We start from the raw sequence: 14,608 nt of genomic DNA, 5'->3' as shown, positions 1-14,608 counted from the left end.
CGTCGGCGGGTCGGTGAGCGCCGTCGGCGGGTCGGCGAGCGCCGTCGGCGGGTCGGCGAGCGCCGTCGGCGAACTGACGGGCGCCGTCGGCGGGTAGGTGAGCGCTGTCGGCTAACTGACGGGCGCCGTCAGCCGGCCGAGGCGACCCGTTCGTCGTGGAGGATCTCAGCGAGGAACTTGCCGGTGTGGCTTTCGGGGATGTCGGCGATCTCCTCCGGAGTGCCCTCCGCGACAACCATTCCGCCCCCGGTTCCACCCTCGGGCCCCATGTCGATCACCCAGTCCGCGGTCTTGATCACGTCGAGGTTGTGCTCGATGACGATCACGGTGTTGCCCTTGTCGACCAATCCGTTGATCACCGCGAGCAATTTCTTGATGTCCTCGAAGTGCAGGCCGGTGGTCGGCTCGTCGAGGATGTAGACGGTGCGTCCCGACGACCGTTTCTGGAGTTCGGCGGCCAGTTTTACACGTTGCGCCTCGCCGCCGGACAGGGTCGGCGCCGGCTGCCCGAGTCGGACGTAACCGAGCCCCACCTCAACCAGCGTCTTGAGGTATCGGTGAATGGAGGTCACCGGCTCGAAGAACTCGGCAGCCTCCTCGATCGGCATGTCGAGGACCTCCGAGATGGTCTTGCCCTTGTAGTGGACCTCAAGTGTTTCGCGGTTGTACCGCGCCCCGTGGCACACCTCGCATGGCACGTAGACATCCGGGAGGAAGTTCATCTCGATCTTGATCGTGCCCTCACCGGTGCACGCCTCGCACCGGCCGCCCTTGACGTTGAACGAAAACCGACCCGGCTGATAACCGCGCACCTTGGCCTCAGTGGTGGCTGCGAACAGGGTTCGGATCTTGTCGAAGACGCCGGTGTAGGTTGCCGGGTTGGATCGCGGGGTGCGTCCGATCGGCGACTGGTCCACCTGAACGAGCTTATCGAGGTTTCCCAACCCGTTGACCCGCGTGTGCCGGCCCGGGACCTGTCGGGCGCCGTTGAGCTTGTTGGCCAGGACCGTGGCGAGGATGTCGTTGACGAGGGTCGACTTCCCCGACCCGGACACTCCCGTCACGGCGCTCAGCACACCGAGCGGGAACGTCACATCGATGCCCCGCAGATTGTGTTCGCGCGCCCCGACCACCGTGATGTGCCGGTTCTTGGTGATCGGCCGTCGGATCGCCGGCACCGGAAGGGTGTCGCGGCCGGCAAGATAGTTGCCCGTCAACGACTTTCGGTTCTTGAGCAGTTCCTTGTAGCTGCCCGAGTGCACGACCTCACCACCGTGTTCGCCAGCCCGGGGGCCGATGTCGACGATCCAGTCGGCCGCGCGGATGGTGTCTTCGTCGTGTTCGACGACGATCAGCGTGTTGCCGAGATCGCGCAACCGGGTCAGTGTATCGATGAGCCGTCGGTTGTCCCGTTGGTGCAGCCCGATCGATGGCTCGTCGAGGACGTAGAGCACGCCCGCGAGCCCTGCACCGATCTGGGTGGCCAGGCGGATGCGTTGTGCTTCGCCGCCGGACAACGACCCGGCCGTGCGTTCGAGCGACAGGTACTCCAGGCCCACGTCGAGCAGGAACCGGATACGAGCCTGCACTTCTTTGAGAACACGGCCGGCGATCGCCTTCTGCCGCGCGTCGAGGGACAGACCGTCGAGGTACGTCGCACATTCGGAGATCGAGAGTTCGCAGACCTGCGCGATCGATCGGGGCCCGTCGGTCGGATGGTCGAGGGTCACCGACAGGATCTCCGGTCGCAGGCGGGCCCCACCACACGCGGGGCACGGCACGTCGCGCATGTACCCCTCGTAACGCTCCTTCATCTGCTCGGACTCGGTCTGATCCATCCGCCGGCTGAGGAAGGCCATCACGCCCTCGAACTCGGTGTAGTACGAGCGGGTGCGGCCGTAACGGTTGCGGAACTTGACGTGAACCTGATGATCACTGCCGTTGAGCAGCGCGTTGCGCGCCTTGGCGGGCAGCTTCTTCCACGGGGTGTCGACGTCGAAACCCATCTGGTCGGCCAGGCCGCCCATCAGTCGCAGGAAGTAGTCTGCATTGTGTCCCGACGACCACGGCGCGATCGCGCCCTCCGACAATGCGAGGTCCGGGTCGGGCACGACGAGATCCTCGTCGATCTCCTTGCGGACACCGAGCCCATCACACTCGGGACATGCTCCGTACGGGGAGTTGAACGAGAACGATCGGGGTTCGAGATCGTCGATCGCGATGGGGTGCCCATTCGGGCAGGCCATCCGCTCGGAGAAGCGTCGCTCGCGGTGCGGATCGTCGGCGTCGAGGTCGACGAAGTCGAGCACCACGATGCCGTCGGCCAGGCGCAGCGCCGTCTCCACGGAGTCGGTCAATCGTTGCTTGGCACTGCTCTTGACCACCAGGCGGTCCACGACGACCTCGATGTCGTGCTTCTCCTGCTTCTTGAGTTTCGGCGGCTCCGCCAACGGATGGACCTTGCCGTCGATCCGCGCACGGGAGAAGCCCTGCGTCTGGAGGTCGGCAAACAGGTCGACGAACTCGCCCTTGCGGGTGCGGACGACCGGCGCCAACACCTGGAACCGGGTGCCCTCCCCCATCTCGAGGACCTGGTCGACGATCTGCTGCGGTGTCTGTTTGGCGATCTCCGCGCCACACACCGGGCAGTGTGCCTTACCGGCGCGCGCGTAGAGCAGTCGCAGGTAGTCGTACACCTCGGTGATCGTGCCGACCGTCGACCGCGGATTGCGGTTGGTCGACTTTTGATCGATGGAGACCGCCGGGGACAAGCCCTCGATGAAGTCGACGTCGGGTTTGTCCATCTGGCCGAGGAACTGACGCGCGTACGCCGAGAGCGACTCGACGTAGCGGCGCTGGCCCTCGGCGAAGATCGTGTCGAAGGCCAGCGAGGACTTCCCCGACCCGGACAGACCGGTGAAGACAATCAGACTGTCACGCGGCAGGTCCACGTCGATTCCGCGCAGGTTGTGTTCACGGGCTCCGCGGACGATCAGGCGATCAACCACTGCATTCCTATCTCAAGAACTCGAATGTCCGGGCGCAGGGCGCCCCGCGCGCATGACCGTAGCGGGAGCCACCGACAAATTCCGGGAGAGTGGGTTGTACGCACCGGACAGGCTTCCCGGCACGCCAGGGATCCACGATACGCGGGGCTCCCGAATGTCTAGGGTTGGGTGTTATGACCTCGAACGATCTGGCGATCTCCGACGACTACACCGGCGACCTGTCCGAGAGTGGCCCTCAGCGCCGCACGCTATCCCACGCGACCATCACCAAGATGTCCGTCGGCCCGATGGACAACAACAGCTACATCATCACCTCGAAATCCTCGGGTGAGCAGCTGATCATCGATGCCGCCAACGACGGCGACGACATCCTCGCCGTCCTGGGCGAACTCGGCGGCTCCCCCACCCAGATCGTCACCACCCACCAACACTTCGACCACTGGCAGGCGCTCGAGCAGGTCGCCGCCGCGACCGGTGCACCAACCGCCGCCGGACGCCTCGACGCCGAGGAACTTCCGGTCCGACCGGACACGCTGGTCGACGATGGTGACCAACTCACCGTCGGTGACCTCACGTTCACGGCGATCCATCTCGTCGGCCACACCCCCGGCTCCATCGCGCTCGCCCTCACCGATCCCGCCGACGGCGTGGTGCATCTGTTCACCGGTGATTGCCTGTTCCCGGGAGGTATCGGGAAGACCTGGCAACCGGGTGATTTCGACACCCTCCTCGACGACGTCTCCACCAAGGTGTTCGATCGCTTCCCCGATTCCACCGTCGTCTATCCCGGACACGGTAAGGACACCACGGTGGGCACCGAGCGGCCTGCGCTGCCCGAGTGGCGCGAGAGGGGCTGGTGACCGTTCCTCCCGCAATCCCCGGTGCCCTGCCCACGACGGGTAGCCTCGATGAGGCGCCATAACGACCGAGCTGATTCGAGAACCCGGGTCGGCCACCGTCGGGCGTCCGGCTCCGCACGCAGACCGAACGAAGGGCAGTGTCACTGATGATTCTTCGCCGTATCGCCCGTCCCATGCTCGCCACCGTGTTCATCGCGTCGGGTGCCGACGCGTTGCGCAAGCCGACCGGCCGCGCCGAGATGGCGGGTGATTTCATCGAGAGTTCCTTGAATGCCCTGCCCGAGAACGTTTCCGCCGCTGTACCCCACGACCCCGAATTGCTGGTGCGGATCAACGGCGCCGTGCAGGTCGGCGGTGGATTGTTGCTCGCGACGGGCAAGTTCCCGCGAATCGCAGCACTCGGTCTGGCCGGGTCGCTAGTGCCGACCACCTTTGCCGGCCATCCCTTTTGGCAGGAGACCGATCCGGCCAAGCGCAACCTGCAGCGCACCCAGTTTCTCAAGAACGTCAGCCTCGCCGGTGGATTGCTGATCGCCGCAGCCGACACCGAGGGCAAGCCCTCGCTCGCGTGGCGCGGAAAGCGCAAGGCCAGTGCCGCGACCGCCGCGGTCACCGCGGCTCTGCCGGTCGGCGCGAAGGCCGGCTCGTCGGCGTGGGATTCGATCGTCGAACGCACTCATGAGGGTGCGTCGGCCCTCGGGGAGAAGTCCGAGGAGGCCGCCGAACTGCTGCGCGACCGCGCCCCCGAACTCGCCGAAGCCGCACGCCAACGCTCCACCGAATGGGCCGAGAAGATCGGCGACCGTTCCGCCGAGGTCGCCGAGCTCATCGGTGACCGCGCACCGAAGGTGGCGGATACAGCCAAGTCTCTCGCCGCGACCGCACAGGACAAGGCGGAGGCCGGCCGTCGCCGCTGGCGAAAGGCCGTGTCCTGACCCTGCCGACCCGGCATCGATCACACCCCGTCACGAGGAGCCTCGATCCTCGTCCCTACCCGTGGTGCGACGAGTTCGCCGTCCCAACGTCGCCGGTATATCCTCCGACGACGTCGGGAGCGGCCACCTTCGTGGAGGCCGTCGGTTCCACCACCACGCCACAAGCGCTGCGCCGCAAATTCGTCGATGCAGGACCCGACACTCCCATCCTCTTCGACAGAGTCGTGCGGGTGTGGATGGCCGACCTCGACGTCACCCATTCTGCGCACGTCACCCGGCACGGGTACGTCCACGCGGCCCCCTATCGCCGACCAGGCGCCCGACTGGCGACCACCGCCGCATGGCTCGAGCAGGCACACCTCGCGGCACTTGACTCCACCGAACCCGACTACCATCGAATGACCGTGAGCTCGACGTCCCTTTCCCTGCGCCTCGATCGGCTGGCGGCCACCGACCGCGCGACCCGGCTCATCGAATCCGTCCGCGCGGCGGGTGTTCTCCAGGACGCCGGTCTCACCGAGGTTGCGGAGGCCCGATGAGTTCGTCACCCGCACGCACCGACGACCCCCGAACCGACGAGGAGCAGACACACCTCGATCTGGTCTACGCACGGCTCGACCGCATGCGCGCCACCACCGGCAAACGCCTCGCAGCAACCCTGCGCGAGTCCGGCGGGACCCCGCAGGCGCAGTCCGAACGCGAGTCCTACGAGCGGATGTACGTCGATGAACTGACCAAATTCGATGCCGCCGAACATAATCTGTATTTCGGCAGACTCGATATGTTAGATGGCGAGACCCGCCGGATCGGCCGGATCGGGATTCTCGACGACGATGACGCCGACACCACGCTGCTCCTCGACTGGCGGGCACCGCTGTCACGGGCGTTCTATCTCGCCACGCCCGCCGCGCCAGAGGAGGTCGCCCGGCGCCGGCACATCCGCACCCGACATCGCTCGGTACAAGTGGTCAACGACGAACTCCTGACGGCCGACGACGCGTCCGCCGAGGACGTCGGTCATGGTGATGTCGTCAACGAGTCGGCACTCGTCGCCGCGCTGAACACCGCACGCACCGGCGAAATGACCGACATCGTCGAGACGATCCAGCGCGAGCAGGATCTCATCATTCGTTCCACGCATCGCGGCGTGACCGTGATCCAGGGTGGCCCGGGTACCGGCAAGACAGCCGTGGCTCTGCACCGCGCGGCGTATCTGCTCTACACCCATCGTGAGATCCTCTCGCGGAGCGGCATTCTCATCATCGGGCCGAACAGCGACTTCTTGGACTACATCGGCCAGGTGCTGCCGTCGCTGGGTGAGTCGGGCGTGTTACTCGCGACCATCGGCGAGTTGTTCCCCGACGTCCATGCCCGCGCCGATGAGCCGCGGGCAACTCGTGAGGTCAAGGGCAGACTCGCGATGCTCGACGTCCTCAAGCGGGCGGTACGTGCCCGGGAATCCTTGCCGCGCACTGCGATTCCGGTCAACTTCGAGGGCTACGCGGTCGAGATCGACAGCGAGCTGATCAAGGCCGCCCGCGGGAAGGCACGGTCCTCCCGACGCGCCCACAACCAGGCGCAATCGGTGTTCTTGCGCTCCGCGCTCCACGCTCTGGCGGCACGCCACGCCGCGGCGATCGGCTCGAGCCTGCTCGACGGCTCCCAGATGCTCAGTTCCTCCGACATCGCAGACATCCACGCCGACATGTCCCGTGACACCGACATCCGGGCGACACTGCTCGACTTCTGGCCGACCCTGACCCCGCAGGACGTTCTGCGAGAACTCCTCGCCGACAAAGCCGCCCTGCGCAAATGCACACCCGGGTGGAGCGATGAAGATCGTGCCGCCCTGCATCGAAGTCCCGCCGAGGACGCGTCCGATCTCACTCCCGCCGACGTCCCGTTGCTCGATGAACTCGCCGAACTCATCGGGTACGGCACGGCCGAGGCCCAGGCACGGGAGAAGGAGCAGTGGCGCCGTCAGCTCGCCGAGGCCCAGGACGCCCTGGATATCCTCACCGGTTCTGCGCCACAGGATCTCGAGGACGAGCTGGACCCCGAGATCCTTATGGCCTATGACCTGATCGATGCCGAACAGCTCGCCGCACGTCAGACCCAGACCAGTCGCGCGACCACCGCGGAACGCGCGTACGGGGACCGGACCTGGACTTTCGGCCATGTGATCGTCGACGAAGCGCAGGAACTCTCCGCGATGGCGTGGCGAATGGTGATGCGTCGCATACCCAATCGGTGGATGACGATCATCGGCGACACCGCTCAGACCGGGGACTTGGCCGGCACCACCTCGTGGAGTGAGGTACTCACGCCGTATGTCGCCAACCGATGGCAGCTGCGGGAACTGACCGTCAATTATCGCACCCCCGCCGAGATCATGACCTATGCGGCACGCGTGCTGAGACGGGTCGATCCGGGGGCCACCGCCCCAACATCGTTGCGCAAGAACGGAATCGAGCCCGTGGCCATCCGCGCCGAGCCGAGTCGCCTGGCCGCCACCATCCTCGAAGCGGCCACCGCGCTTGAGCTGACCGGTCTGACCGGGATCGTCGTGCCCGATGCGATACATCCGATGATCGCCCAGGCGCTGGCGAATATCGGCGAAGCACACGACAAGGTCACCGAGGCACCGGGGACCGACACCGATGCGTCCGGGCAGGTGGCCAATCCGCGGCCACGGCTACATACGGTCACCACGTGCAAGGGACTGGAGTTCGACACCACCATCGTCGTCGAGCCGGCCGAGCTCATCGATCAGTCACCCCGGGGCTTCAGCGACCTGTATGTCGCGCTGACGCGAAGCACGCAGCGGCTGATCGTCATTCACAGCCGGGACCTGCCCGCGGAGCTCGCAGATATGCCGACGGCCTGAGCTCGGATACGAACAACCGCCACACCATCTGAGCCGACAGGGCGCCCCGCTGAGCGGGGCGCCCTGTCGGCTGTGGCGAGATGATCCCTTTAGGTGGTGTGGACGATCAAGACGTCCGAGGTGGACTTGCGTGCGGCGTCGGCGGGCACCGAACCGAGCAGGCGGCCGGCGATCGAGTTGAGACCTCGGTTTCCGACGACCAGGAGATCGGCCTGGACGTCGGTAACGAGCTGCAGCAGCGCGTCGACCGGTGCGCCCTTGACCGCGCGCTGCACGATCTGGGTGGCCCCCGCCTTGGTCGCGCGTTCCTTGGCCCGACGCAGGATCTCCTCGGTCGGCGAGGAGCCGGTGACCTGGTAGGCCTCGTCCTTCAGCACGTCGGCCACCTCACCGGCGGAACGGTCGTTGGGGAAATATGCGCATGCGATCACCAGTTTTGCCGACTCTCCGGCAATCTCACCGGCGCGATCGACCGCCGCCATCGATGACTCCGAGCCATCGGTCCCGACGACCACTGTGGTATATGCGCTCATTCGTACCTCCACTACGTGTTCGGCCCCGCACTTCGCGGGCGCAACCATCCCCCACACTTTAGGGAGCCCTGGGTGTGCAGGCTAGTGCGCCGCGGGGCGATTTGTCCCACGATCGGGCAAGGCACGCCCAGGTACGCTACCTGATACCGGCAGCGTCCATCCCTCGCAACTCCTTCTTCAGGTCGGCGATCTCGTCACGCAGGCGGCCCGCGAGTTCGAACTGCAAGTCGCGTGCGGCAGCCATCATCTGGTCGGTCAGCTGCGAAACCAGATCGGCCAGTTCGGCTCTCGGCATCGCCGAGACATCACGCTTCTCGATCACACCGGCGCTGGCGACCTTGGCACCGGACATCTCGCCCTGCGCACGTCGGCCACGGCTGGCGCTGCGGCCCGATCCGACCACCACCGCCGAGGTGTCCTCGGCTTCCCGGTACACCTGATCGAGGATGTCGGCGATCTTCTTGCGCAGCGGCTGCGGATCGATCCCGCGCTCTTTGTTGTAGGCGATCTGTTTTGCCCGGCGGCGCTCGGTCTCGTCGATGGCGTTGCGCATCGAATCGGTGATCTTGTCCGCGTACATGTGGACCTGCCCCGAGACGTTGCGCGCGGCACGGCCGATGGTCTGGATCAGCGAGGTCGTCGAGCGCAGAAATCCTTCTTTGTCCGCGTCGAGGATCGCCACCAGCGATACCTCGGGCAGGTCGAGTCCCTCGCGCAGGAGGTTGATGCCCACCAGGACGTCGAAGTCACCCGACCGCAGTTGCCGGAGCAACTCGACGCGCCGCAAGGTGTCGACCTCGGAGTGCAGGTACCGCACGCGGATGCCGAGTTCGAGCAGATAGTCGGTGAGGTCCTCGGACATCTTCTTGGTCAGGGTCGTCACCAGTACACGCTCGTCGCGGTCGGTGCGTTCCCGGATCTCGTGCACCAGATCGTCGATCTGGCCCTTGGTCGGTTTCACCACGATCTCCGGGTCTACCAACCCGGTTGGTCGGATCACCTGCTCGACGAACTCACCGTTGGACTGGCCGAGCTCGTAGGGACCCGGAGTCGCCGACAGGTAGACGGTCTGTCCGATGCGGTCGACGAACTCGTCCCAGGTCAGGGGGCGGTTGTCGACTGCCGACGGCAGCCGGAACCCGTATTCGACGAGGTTGCGTTTACGGGACATGTCACCCTCGTACATGCCGCCGATTTGCGGGACCGTGACGTGGGACTCATCGATCACCAGGAGGAAATCCTCGGGGAAATAGTCGATGAGTGTCGCCGGCGCGGTACCCGCGCCGCGGCCGTCGATGTGGCGCGAGTAGTTCTCGATGCCCGAGCAGAACCCGACCTGGCGCATCATCTCCAGGTCGTAGGTGGTGCGCATGCGGAGCCGCTGCGCTTCGAGGAGTTTGCCCTTGCGTTCCAGCTCAGAGAGGCGCTCCTCGAGCTCGTCCTCGATGCTCTTCATCGCCCTCTCCATGCGGTCCGGTCCCGCGACGTAGTGGGTCGCCGGGAAGATTCGCAGTGAATCCACCTGCCGCACAACGTCTCCGGTGAGCGGGTGCAGGTAGTACAGCGACTCGACCTCGTCGCCGAAGAACTCGATCCGTACGGCAAGCTCTTCGTAGGAAGGGATGATCTCCACGGTGTCGCCGCGAACGCGGAAGGTACCACGGGTGAAGGCGGTGTCGTTGCGTGCGTACTGCACGTCGACGAGCAATCTCAGCAATGCGTCCCGATCGATCTCGTCGCCGACGGCGATCTCCACCGACCGATCGAGGTAGGACTGGGGGGTACCGAGACCGTAGATACACGAGACCGACGCGACCACCACCACGTCCCGGCGCGACAGCAGGTTCGAGGTGGCCGAGTGTCGCAGACGTTCGACGTCGTCGTTGATCGACGAGTCCTTCTCGATGTAGGTGTCGGTCTGCGCGATGTACGCCTCGGGTTGGTAGTAGTCGTAGTACGAGACGAAGTACTCAACGGCGTTATTGGGGAGCATCTCGCGCAGCTCGTTGGCCAGCTGCGCGGCGAGTGTCTTGTTGGGCGCCATCACCAGGGTCGGACGCTGGACGCGTTCGATGAGCCAGGCCGTCGTCGCCGATTTACCGGTTCCGGTGGCACCGAGCAGCACGATGTCCTTTTCGCCTGCGGCGATCCGCTTCTCCAGATCATCGATGGCTGCCGGTTGGTCACCGGCGGGCTGGTACTCGCTGACCACCTCGAAGTGGCCCTCGGTGCGCTCCATCTCGCCGATCGGGCGGTACTCGGAATGCGCGATCACCGGTCGCTCTGCTGCAAAGGCCATGACGCCAGGGTAAACGCGCCCTACGACACGTGTGTTCCATGCGATCGCGCGATGCGGGCACGGTTAGGGTCGATGCATGTCCGACTCGGCCGATCTCCCGTCTCACGAGCGCCTCCATCCGCCCAAACGCGAGACCTTCGACGTGCCGGCGATGACCAATACCGACAACAAGGGGTTCGTGCGGCCTGTCGAACGGTACGAGGTCAGCGATTTCGGGTTGTACATGTCACGGACCGCCGACCATCCGCGGTTCCATCACCTCGAGTCGTGGCTCCTCCCGGCGCTCGGGCTCCGTGCGAACATCTTTCATTTCACCGAAGGGCACCGCACGGGTCAGCGACTCTATCTGGACGTGGGTGCATTCGACGGCCCCGACGGCGAGGGCCGCTGGCATGCCGTGGACTGGTATCTCGATCTCGTCGATGTACCCGGAACCCCCTTGGAGCTGATCGACGTCGACGAGCTCTTCTGCGCCCATCGCGCCGGGTTGCTGCCCACCGACAGCTGCGTCGCGGCCGTGGGGATCGCCACGCGAGCCCTCGCCGGGGTCGCCGAACACGCCCATGACGTCGACGCATGGCTTGACGCCGAGGTCGGCGGGCACGTGTTCTGGCTCGATCGCCCCTGAGTCCGCCTCAGACCGCTCGATCACCGTGCAGGAGCAACTGCGCCACCTCGTCGAGTGCCCAGCCGGTCTCGCTCGGTCGGAGCACCCAGACCCTGTCGAACCGGTCGTCGGGCCAGTCGCATGAGCTCGGGGAAACCGGGCTGAATTCCTGGATCAGGCGACGGATTCGGGAATACCCCCAGCTGATCAGCGTCACCCCGGCCTGCCCACGCACGAAGGCTGCCCGCACCGCTGAGACCGTCATGGGTGAATCGGATGACCGGCTCGACGCCCAACCGCGCGGCGAGTGGGGTGATCGTCTGCAGTGGCCGACGGCTCGCGCCGCCTCCACCGACCGCAGCGGGAATCCGATCCAGGTGCGCAGACCTTCGCGACGCGACCGGCCGTCAGCACCGAGAAGGGCAACGAGTCGCCTGCGCGCGTGCATCCGGTGACACCTCGGGTATCGTGGCGCAGCCCGCGATAGCGGCGGCACCTGCGCCGAGGCCGATCGCAGCGAGCATCCCACGTCGCGGAACCGGCATTTTCGGCAACCGAGATCTCTGTTGTCGCGCAACATTGTTGCGCCACCACGCTCCGACCGGCCGAGGACCGGTTCACTCGGCCGTTCGGACGTTCACCGCCGCAGGCCGACCCGGGTCGGCAGATCCGAACCGGCTGTCGCCGATCGATACGAATCCCCCCGGCGCGAGCGCGTCGGCGAGTACATTCGACGCGTCGGCGTCGCGCGCGGTGATCACGAATTCCGGATGGACACTGCCGCGTGCCGCGGCATCGATCGTCGTGGCGTTCGCGCCCGCCAGGGCCCATAACCGGTTGGTGATACGCGTGGGCAGTGTCGAGGAGTTGGGTTCGGCCGCAAGGAGTTCGGCATCCACCACGGCCGGAGTACGGGTACGCACATTGGTCTCGAACGGAACGAGTCGACGCTCCCACACCCACCCCGAGGCGGCCGCGAGCGCCTCCGGGCTGCCCGAGTTGTCGAGCCAGACGTCGGCGACCGCCCGGCGCTGATCGTCGTCGGCTTGGGCGGCGATGCGTGCACGAGCATCGGATTCCGGCATTCCGCGCAGCTCGACGAGCCGGCGCACACGTTCCTCGGGATCGGCGTGCACGATGATGACCAGATGGAAGAACGGGGCCATGTTGCTTTCGACCAGCAATGGGATGTCCTGGATCACGATCGCGTCGTCGGGCGCAGCCTCCAGCAGCTCCTGGGTGCGCGCCCCGACCAGCGGGTGGGTGATCGAGTTCAGGGTGGAGCGACTCTCGTCGTCCACGAACGCCTTCGCCGCGAGCGCGGCGCGGTCCAGCGATCCGTCACCGACAAGGATGTCTTCGCCAAACGCCTCAACGAGCTGCGCGAGACCCGGAGTACCCGGTTCGACGACTTCCCGGGCGATCTTGTCGGCGTCGACATGAAAACCGCCGCGCTCGACGAACGTCTTGGCCACTGTCGATTTTCCGGCCCCGATGCCGCCGGTCAGCCCCACTCGGATCACGGTCCCAGTGTGGCAAACCCAACCGTGGGACCGTAATCCGGACCGTCCGCCGCAGACGCCGGTCAGCTCGATCGTCTGTACCAAAAGCGTCGCCGTGCTCGCGAACGTCGCAGTCGAAAGGTCGACGGCTTACCGCGTATTCGCCGACATCGGCTCGGTCACCATGGATGCACGGATTCGGCATCGGCGACTGCCATTCGTCGGGTTCGGACCAGGCCACGATTCACGGCGTCACTGTCGGTCTTGTGACGAGAGGGATGTTGGCACGCCCCAGCCAGACGCACATGAGGCCCCACTCGGAGGAAGCCCATTCCCGAGAAACCGAAAGTGCGGCCACTCCCCGTTTCCGGGAAGGGCCGCACTCTCGTATCAGCTCAGATCAGGGTTGTCAGATCCGCGATCAGGCGTTGCCCGACAGCTTCTCGCGAAGTGCTGCGAGCTGCTCATCGCTGGCCAGCGATCCGCCGCCCGACGATGAGGTCGACGAGGACGAGGTCGACGAGCTGCTACGGCTCTCCGACGCCGACGAGTAGTCTGTCGGGGCCTTCTCGGCCTCGGCCGCGGCAGCGGCGAACTTCTCGATCTGCGTGGTGTGCATCTTGTGACGACGCTCCGCCTCGGCGTAGCGCGCCTCCCATGCCTCACGCTGCTTCTCGAAACCCTCGAGCCATTCGTTGGTGTCGGGGTCGAAGCCTTCGGGGAAGATGTAGTTGCCCTGCTCGTCGTAGCTGTCGGCCATGCCGTACTTCGACGGGTCGAATTCCTCGGTGTAGTCCTCGTTGGCCTGCTTGAGGCTCAGCGAGATCCGGCGACGCTCCAGGTCGATGTCGATGACCTTGACCATCGCGTCGTCGCCGACGGCGACCACCTGGTCCGGGACCTCGACGTGACGCTCGGCGAGCTCGGAGATGTGCACCAGGCCCTCGATGCCCTCGTCGACGCGGACGAACGCACCGAACGGCACCAGCTTGGTGACCTTGCCCGGGACGATCTGGCCGATCGCATGGGTGCGTGCGAACTGACGCCACGGGTCTTCCTGAGTCGCCTTGAGCGACAGCGACACGCGCTCGCGGTCCAGATCGACGTCGAGAACCTCGACGGTGACCTCGTCGCCCACGGTGACCACCTCTGACGGGTGATCGATGTGCTTCCAGGACAGCTCGGAGACGTGAACCAGACCGTCGACGCCGCCGAGATCAACGAACGCACCGAAGTTGACGATCGAGGACACGACGCCCTTGCGGACCTGCCCCTTCTGTAGCTGGTGCAGGAATTCGCTGCGCACCTCGGACTGGGTCTGCTCCAGCCAGGCGCGGCGCGAGAGCACCACATTGTTGCGGTTCTTGTCGAGCTCAATAATCTTTGCCTCGATCTCCTTGCCGATGTACGGCTGCAGATCGCGGACGCGGCGCATCTCCACCAGCGATGCCGGGAGGAAGCCACGCAGACCGATGTCGAGGATCAGGCCGCCCTTGACGACCTCGATGACGGTGCCCTTGACAGCCTCGTCCTTCTCCTTGAGCTCCTCGATCGTGCCCCACGCGCGCTCGTACTGAGCACGCTTCTTGGACAGGATCAACCGGCCTTCTTTGTCCTCTTTGGTGAGGACGAGTGCTTCAACCTCGTCACCGACGTTGACGACCTCATTGGGGTCCACGTCGTGCTTGATCGAGAGTTCGCGTGAGGGAATCACGCCTTCGGTCTTGTAACCGATGTCGAGCAGAACCTCGTCGCGGTCGACCTTGACGATGGTGCCCTCGACGATGTCACCGTCGTTGAAGTACTTGATCGTGGAGTCGATGGCAGCGAGAAAGTCCTCAGCCGAGCCGATGTCGTTGACGGCTACTTGCGGCGAGGTGATGGTGGAGGACGGCATATTGGTGAGTTGCTCCGGACAGGTAGGTAGTAGGTACAGTTCGTGGTTCAGTTCAGCCGTGTCGGCGCAACCTCAAATCG

Annotated in this window: 11 protein-coding genes; 5 read left to right on the top strand and 6 right to left on the bottom strand. The window is 65.5% G+C overall.

Going from position 1 to position 14,608, the window contains the following annotated elements; all coding sequences use genetic code 11:
• Nucleotides 1–128: 128 nt before the first annotated feature.
• On the bottom strand, nucleotides 129–3,008 hold the full coding sequence (gene uvrA, locus EF294_RS08605; RefSeq protein WP_123928210.1) for an excinuclease ABC subunit UvrA: 2,880 nt from the start codon (nucleotides 3,006–3,008) through the stop codon (nucleotides 129–131).
• 173 nt (nucleotides 3,009–3,181) lie between these two features.
• On the opposite strand from uvrA, the gene EF294_RS08600 reads away from it, so the two are divergent.
• From EF294_RS08600 to EF294_RS08585, 4 genes are all read left to right on the top strand, one after another.
• The gene (locus EF294_RS08600; RefSeq protein ID WP_123928207.1) at nucleotides 3,182–3,868 is read left to right on the top strand and encodes an MBL fold metallo-hydrolase; all 687 of its coding nucleotides are present in this window, start codon (nucleotides 3,182–3,184) and stop codon (nucleotides 3,866–3,868) included.
• A gap of 146 nt (nucleotides 3,869–4,014) precedes the next feature.
• Nucleotides 4,015–4,803 carry a DoxX family protein gene (locus tag EF294_RS08595; RefSeq protein WP_123928204.1) on the top strand — a complete coding sequence of 263 codons (789 nt, stop codon included), beginning with the start codon at nucleotides 4,015–4,017 and terminating at the stop codon, nucleotides 4,801–4,803.
• A gap of 131 nt (nucleotides 4,804–4,934) precedes the next feature.
• Complete coding sequence (locus EF294_RS08590; RefSeq protein ID WP_123928201.1) at nucleotides 4,935–5,342, top strand: hypothetical protein; 408 nt, start codon at nucleotides 4,935–4,937, stop codon at nucleotides 5,340–5,342.
• Nucleotides 5,339–7,690, top strand: a complete 2,352-nt coding sequence (locus tag EF294_RS08585; protein ID WP_123928198.1) for a HelD family protein — start codon at nucleotides 5,339–5,341, stop codon at nucleotides 7,688–7,690. Before EF294_RS08590 ends, EF294_RS08585 begins: the two co-directional genes overlap by 4 nt.
• A gap of 89 nt (nucleotides 7,691–7,779) precedes the next feature.
• Here EF294_RS08585 and EF294_RS08580 read toward each other — a convergent pair whose 3' ends face one another.
• Together EF294_RS08580 and uvrB are read right to left on the bottom strand one after the other, a co-directional pair.
• A complete protein-coding gene (locus EF294_RS08580) occupies nucleotides 7,780–8,223 on the bottom strand; it encodes a universal stress protein (RefSeq protein WP_123928195.1) in 444 nt (147 codons plus the stop codon).
• A gap of 136 nt (nucleotides 8,224–8,359) precedes the next feature.
• A complete protein-coding gene (gene uvrB / locus EF294_RS08575) occupies nucleotides 8,360–10,522 on the bottom strand; it encodes an excinuclease ABC subunit UvrB (RefSeq protein WP_123928192.1) in 2,163 nt (720 codons plus the stop codon).
• Between the two features lie 76 nt (nucleotides 10,523–10,598).
• Here uvrB and EF294_RS08570 point away from each other — a divergent pair, with 76 nt between their 5' ends.
• Nucleotides 10,599–11,150 (top strand): ribonuclease FAU-1 family protein, encoded by a 552-nt coding sequence (locus EF294_RS08570; RefSeq protein ID WP_123928189.1) that lies wholly within the window; start codon nucleotides 10,599–10,601, stop codon nucleotides 11,148–11,150.
• Nucleotides 11,151–11,157: 7 nt separating this feature from the next.
• Here EF294_RS08570 and EF294_RS22000 read toward each other — a convergent pair whose 3' ends face one another.
• The 3 genes from EF294_RS22000 to rpsA form a co-directional block, all read right to left on the bottom strand.
• A complete protein-coding gene (locus EF294_RS22000; protein ID WP_246007757.1) occupies nucleotides 11,158–11,394 on the bottom strand; it encodes a hypothetical protein in 237 nt (78 codons plus the stop codon).
• Nucleotides 11,395–11,746: 352 nt separating this feature from the next.
• Nucleotides 11,747–12,652, bottom strand: a complete 906-nt coding sequence (gene coaE / locus EF294_RS08560; RefSeq protein ID WP_185090995.1) for a dephospho-CoA kinase — start codon at nucleotides 12,650–12,652, stop codon at nucleotides 11,747–11,749.
• A gap of 400 nt (nucleotides 12,653–13,052) precedes the next feature.
• On the bottom strand, nucleotides 13,053–14,528 hold the full coding sequence (gene rpsA, locus EF294_RS08550; protein ID WP_123928186.1) for a 30S ribosomal protein S1: 1,476 nt from the start codon (nucleotides 14,526–14,528) through the stop codon (nucleotides 13,053–13,055).
• Between the last annotated feature and the right edge of the window lie 80 nt (nucleotides 14,529–14,608).

The organism is Gordonia oryzae (assembly GCF_003797185.1).
GTDB lineage: Bacteria > Actinomycetota > Actinomycetes > Mycobacteriales > Mycobacteriaceae > Gordonia > Gordonia oryzae.
Note: the sequence above shows the minus strand (reverse complement) of the source record. Positions and strands in the feature narration are given on the sequence as shown.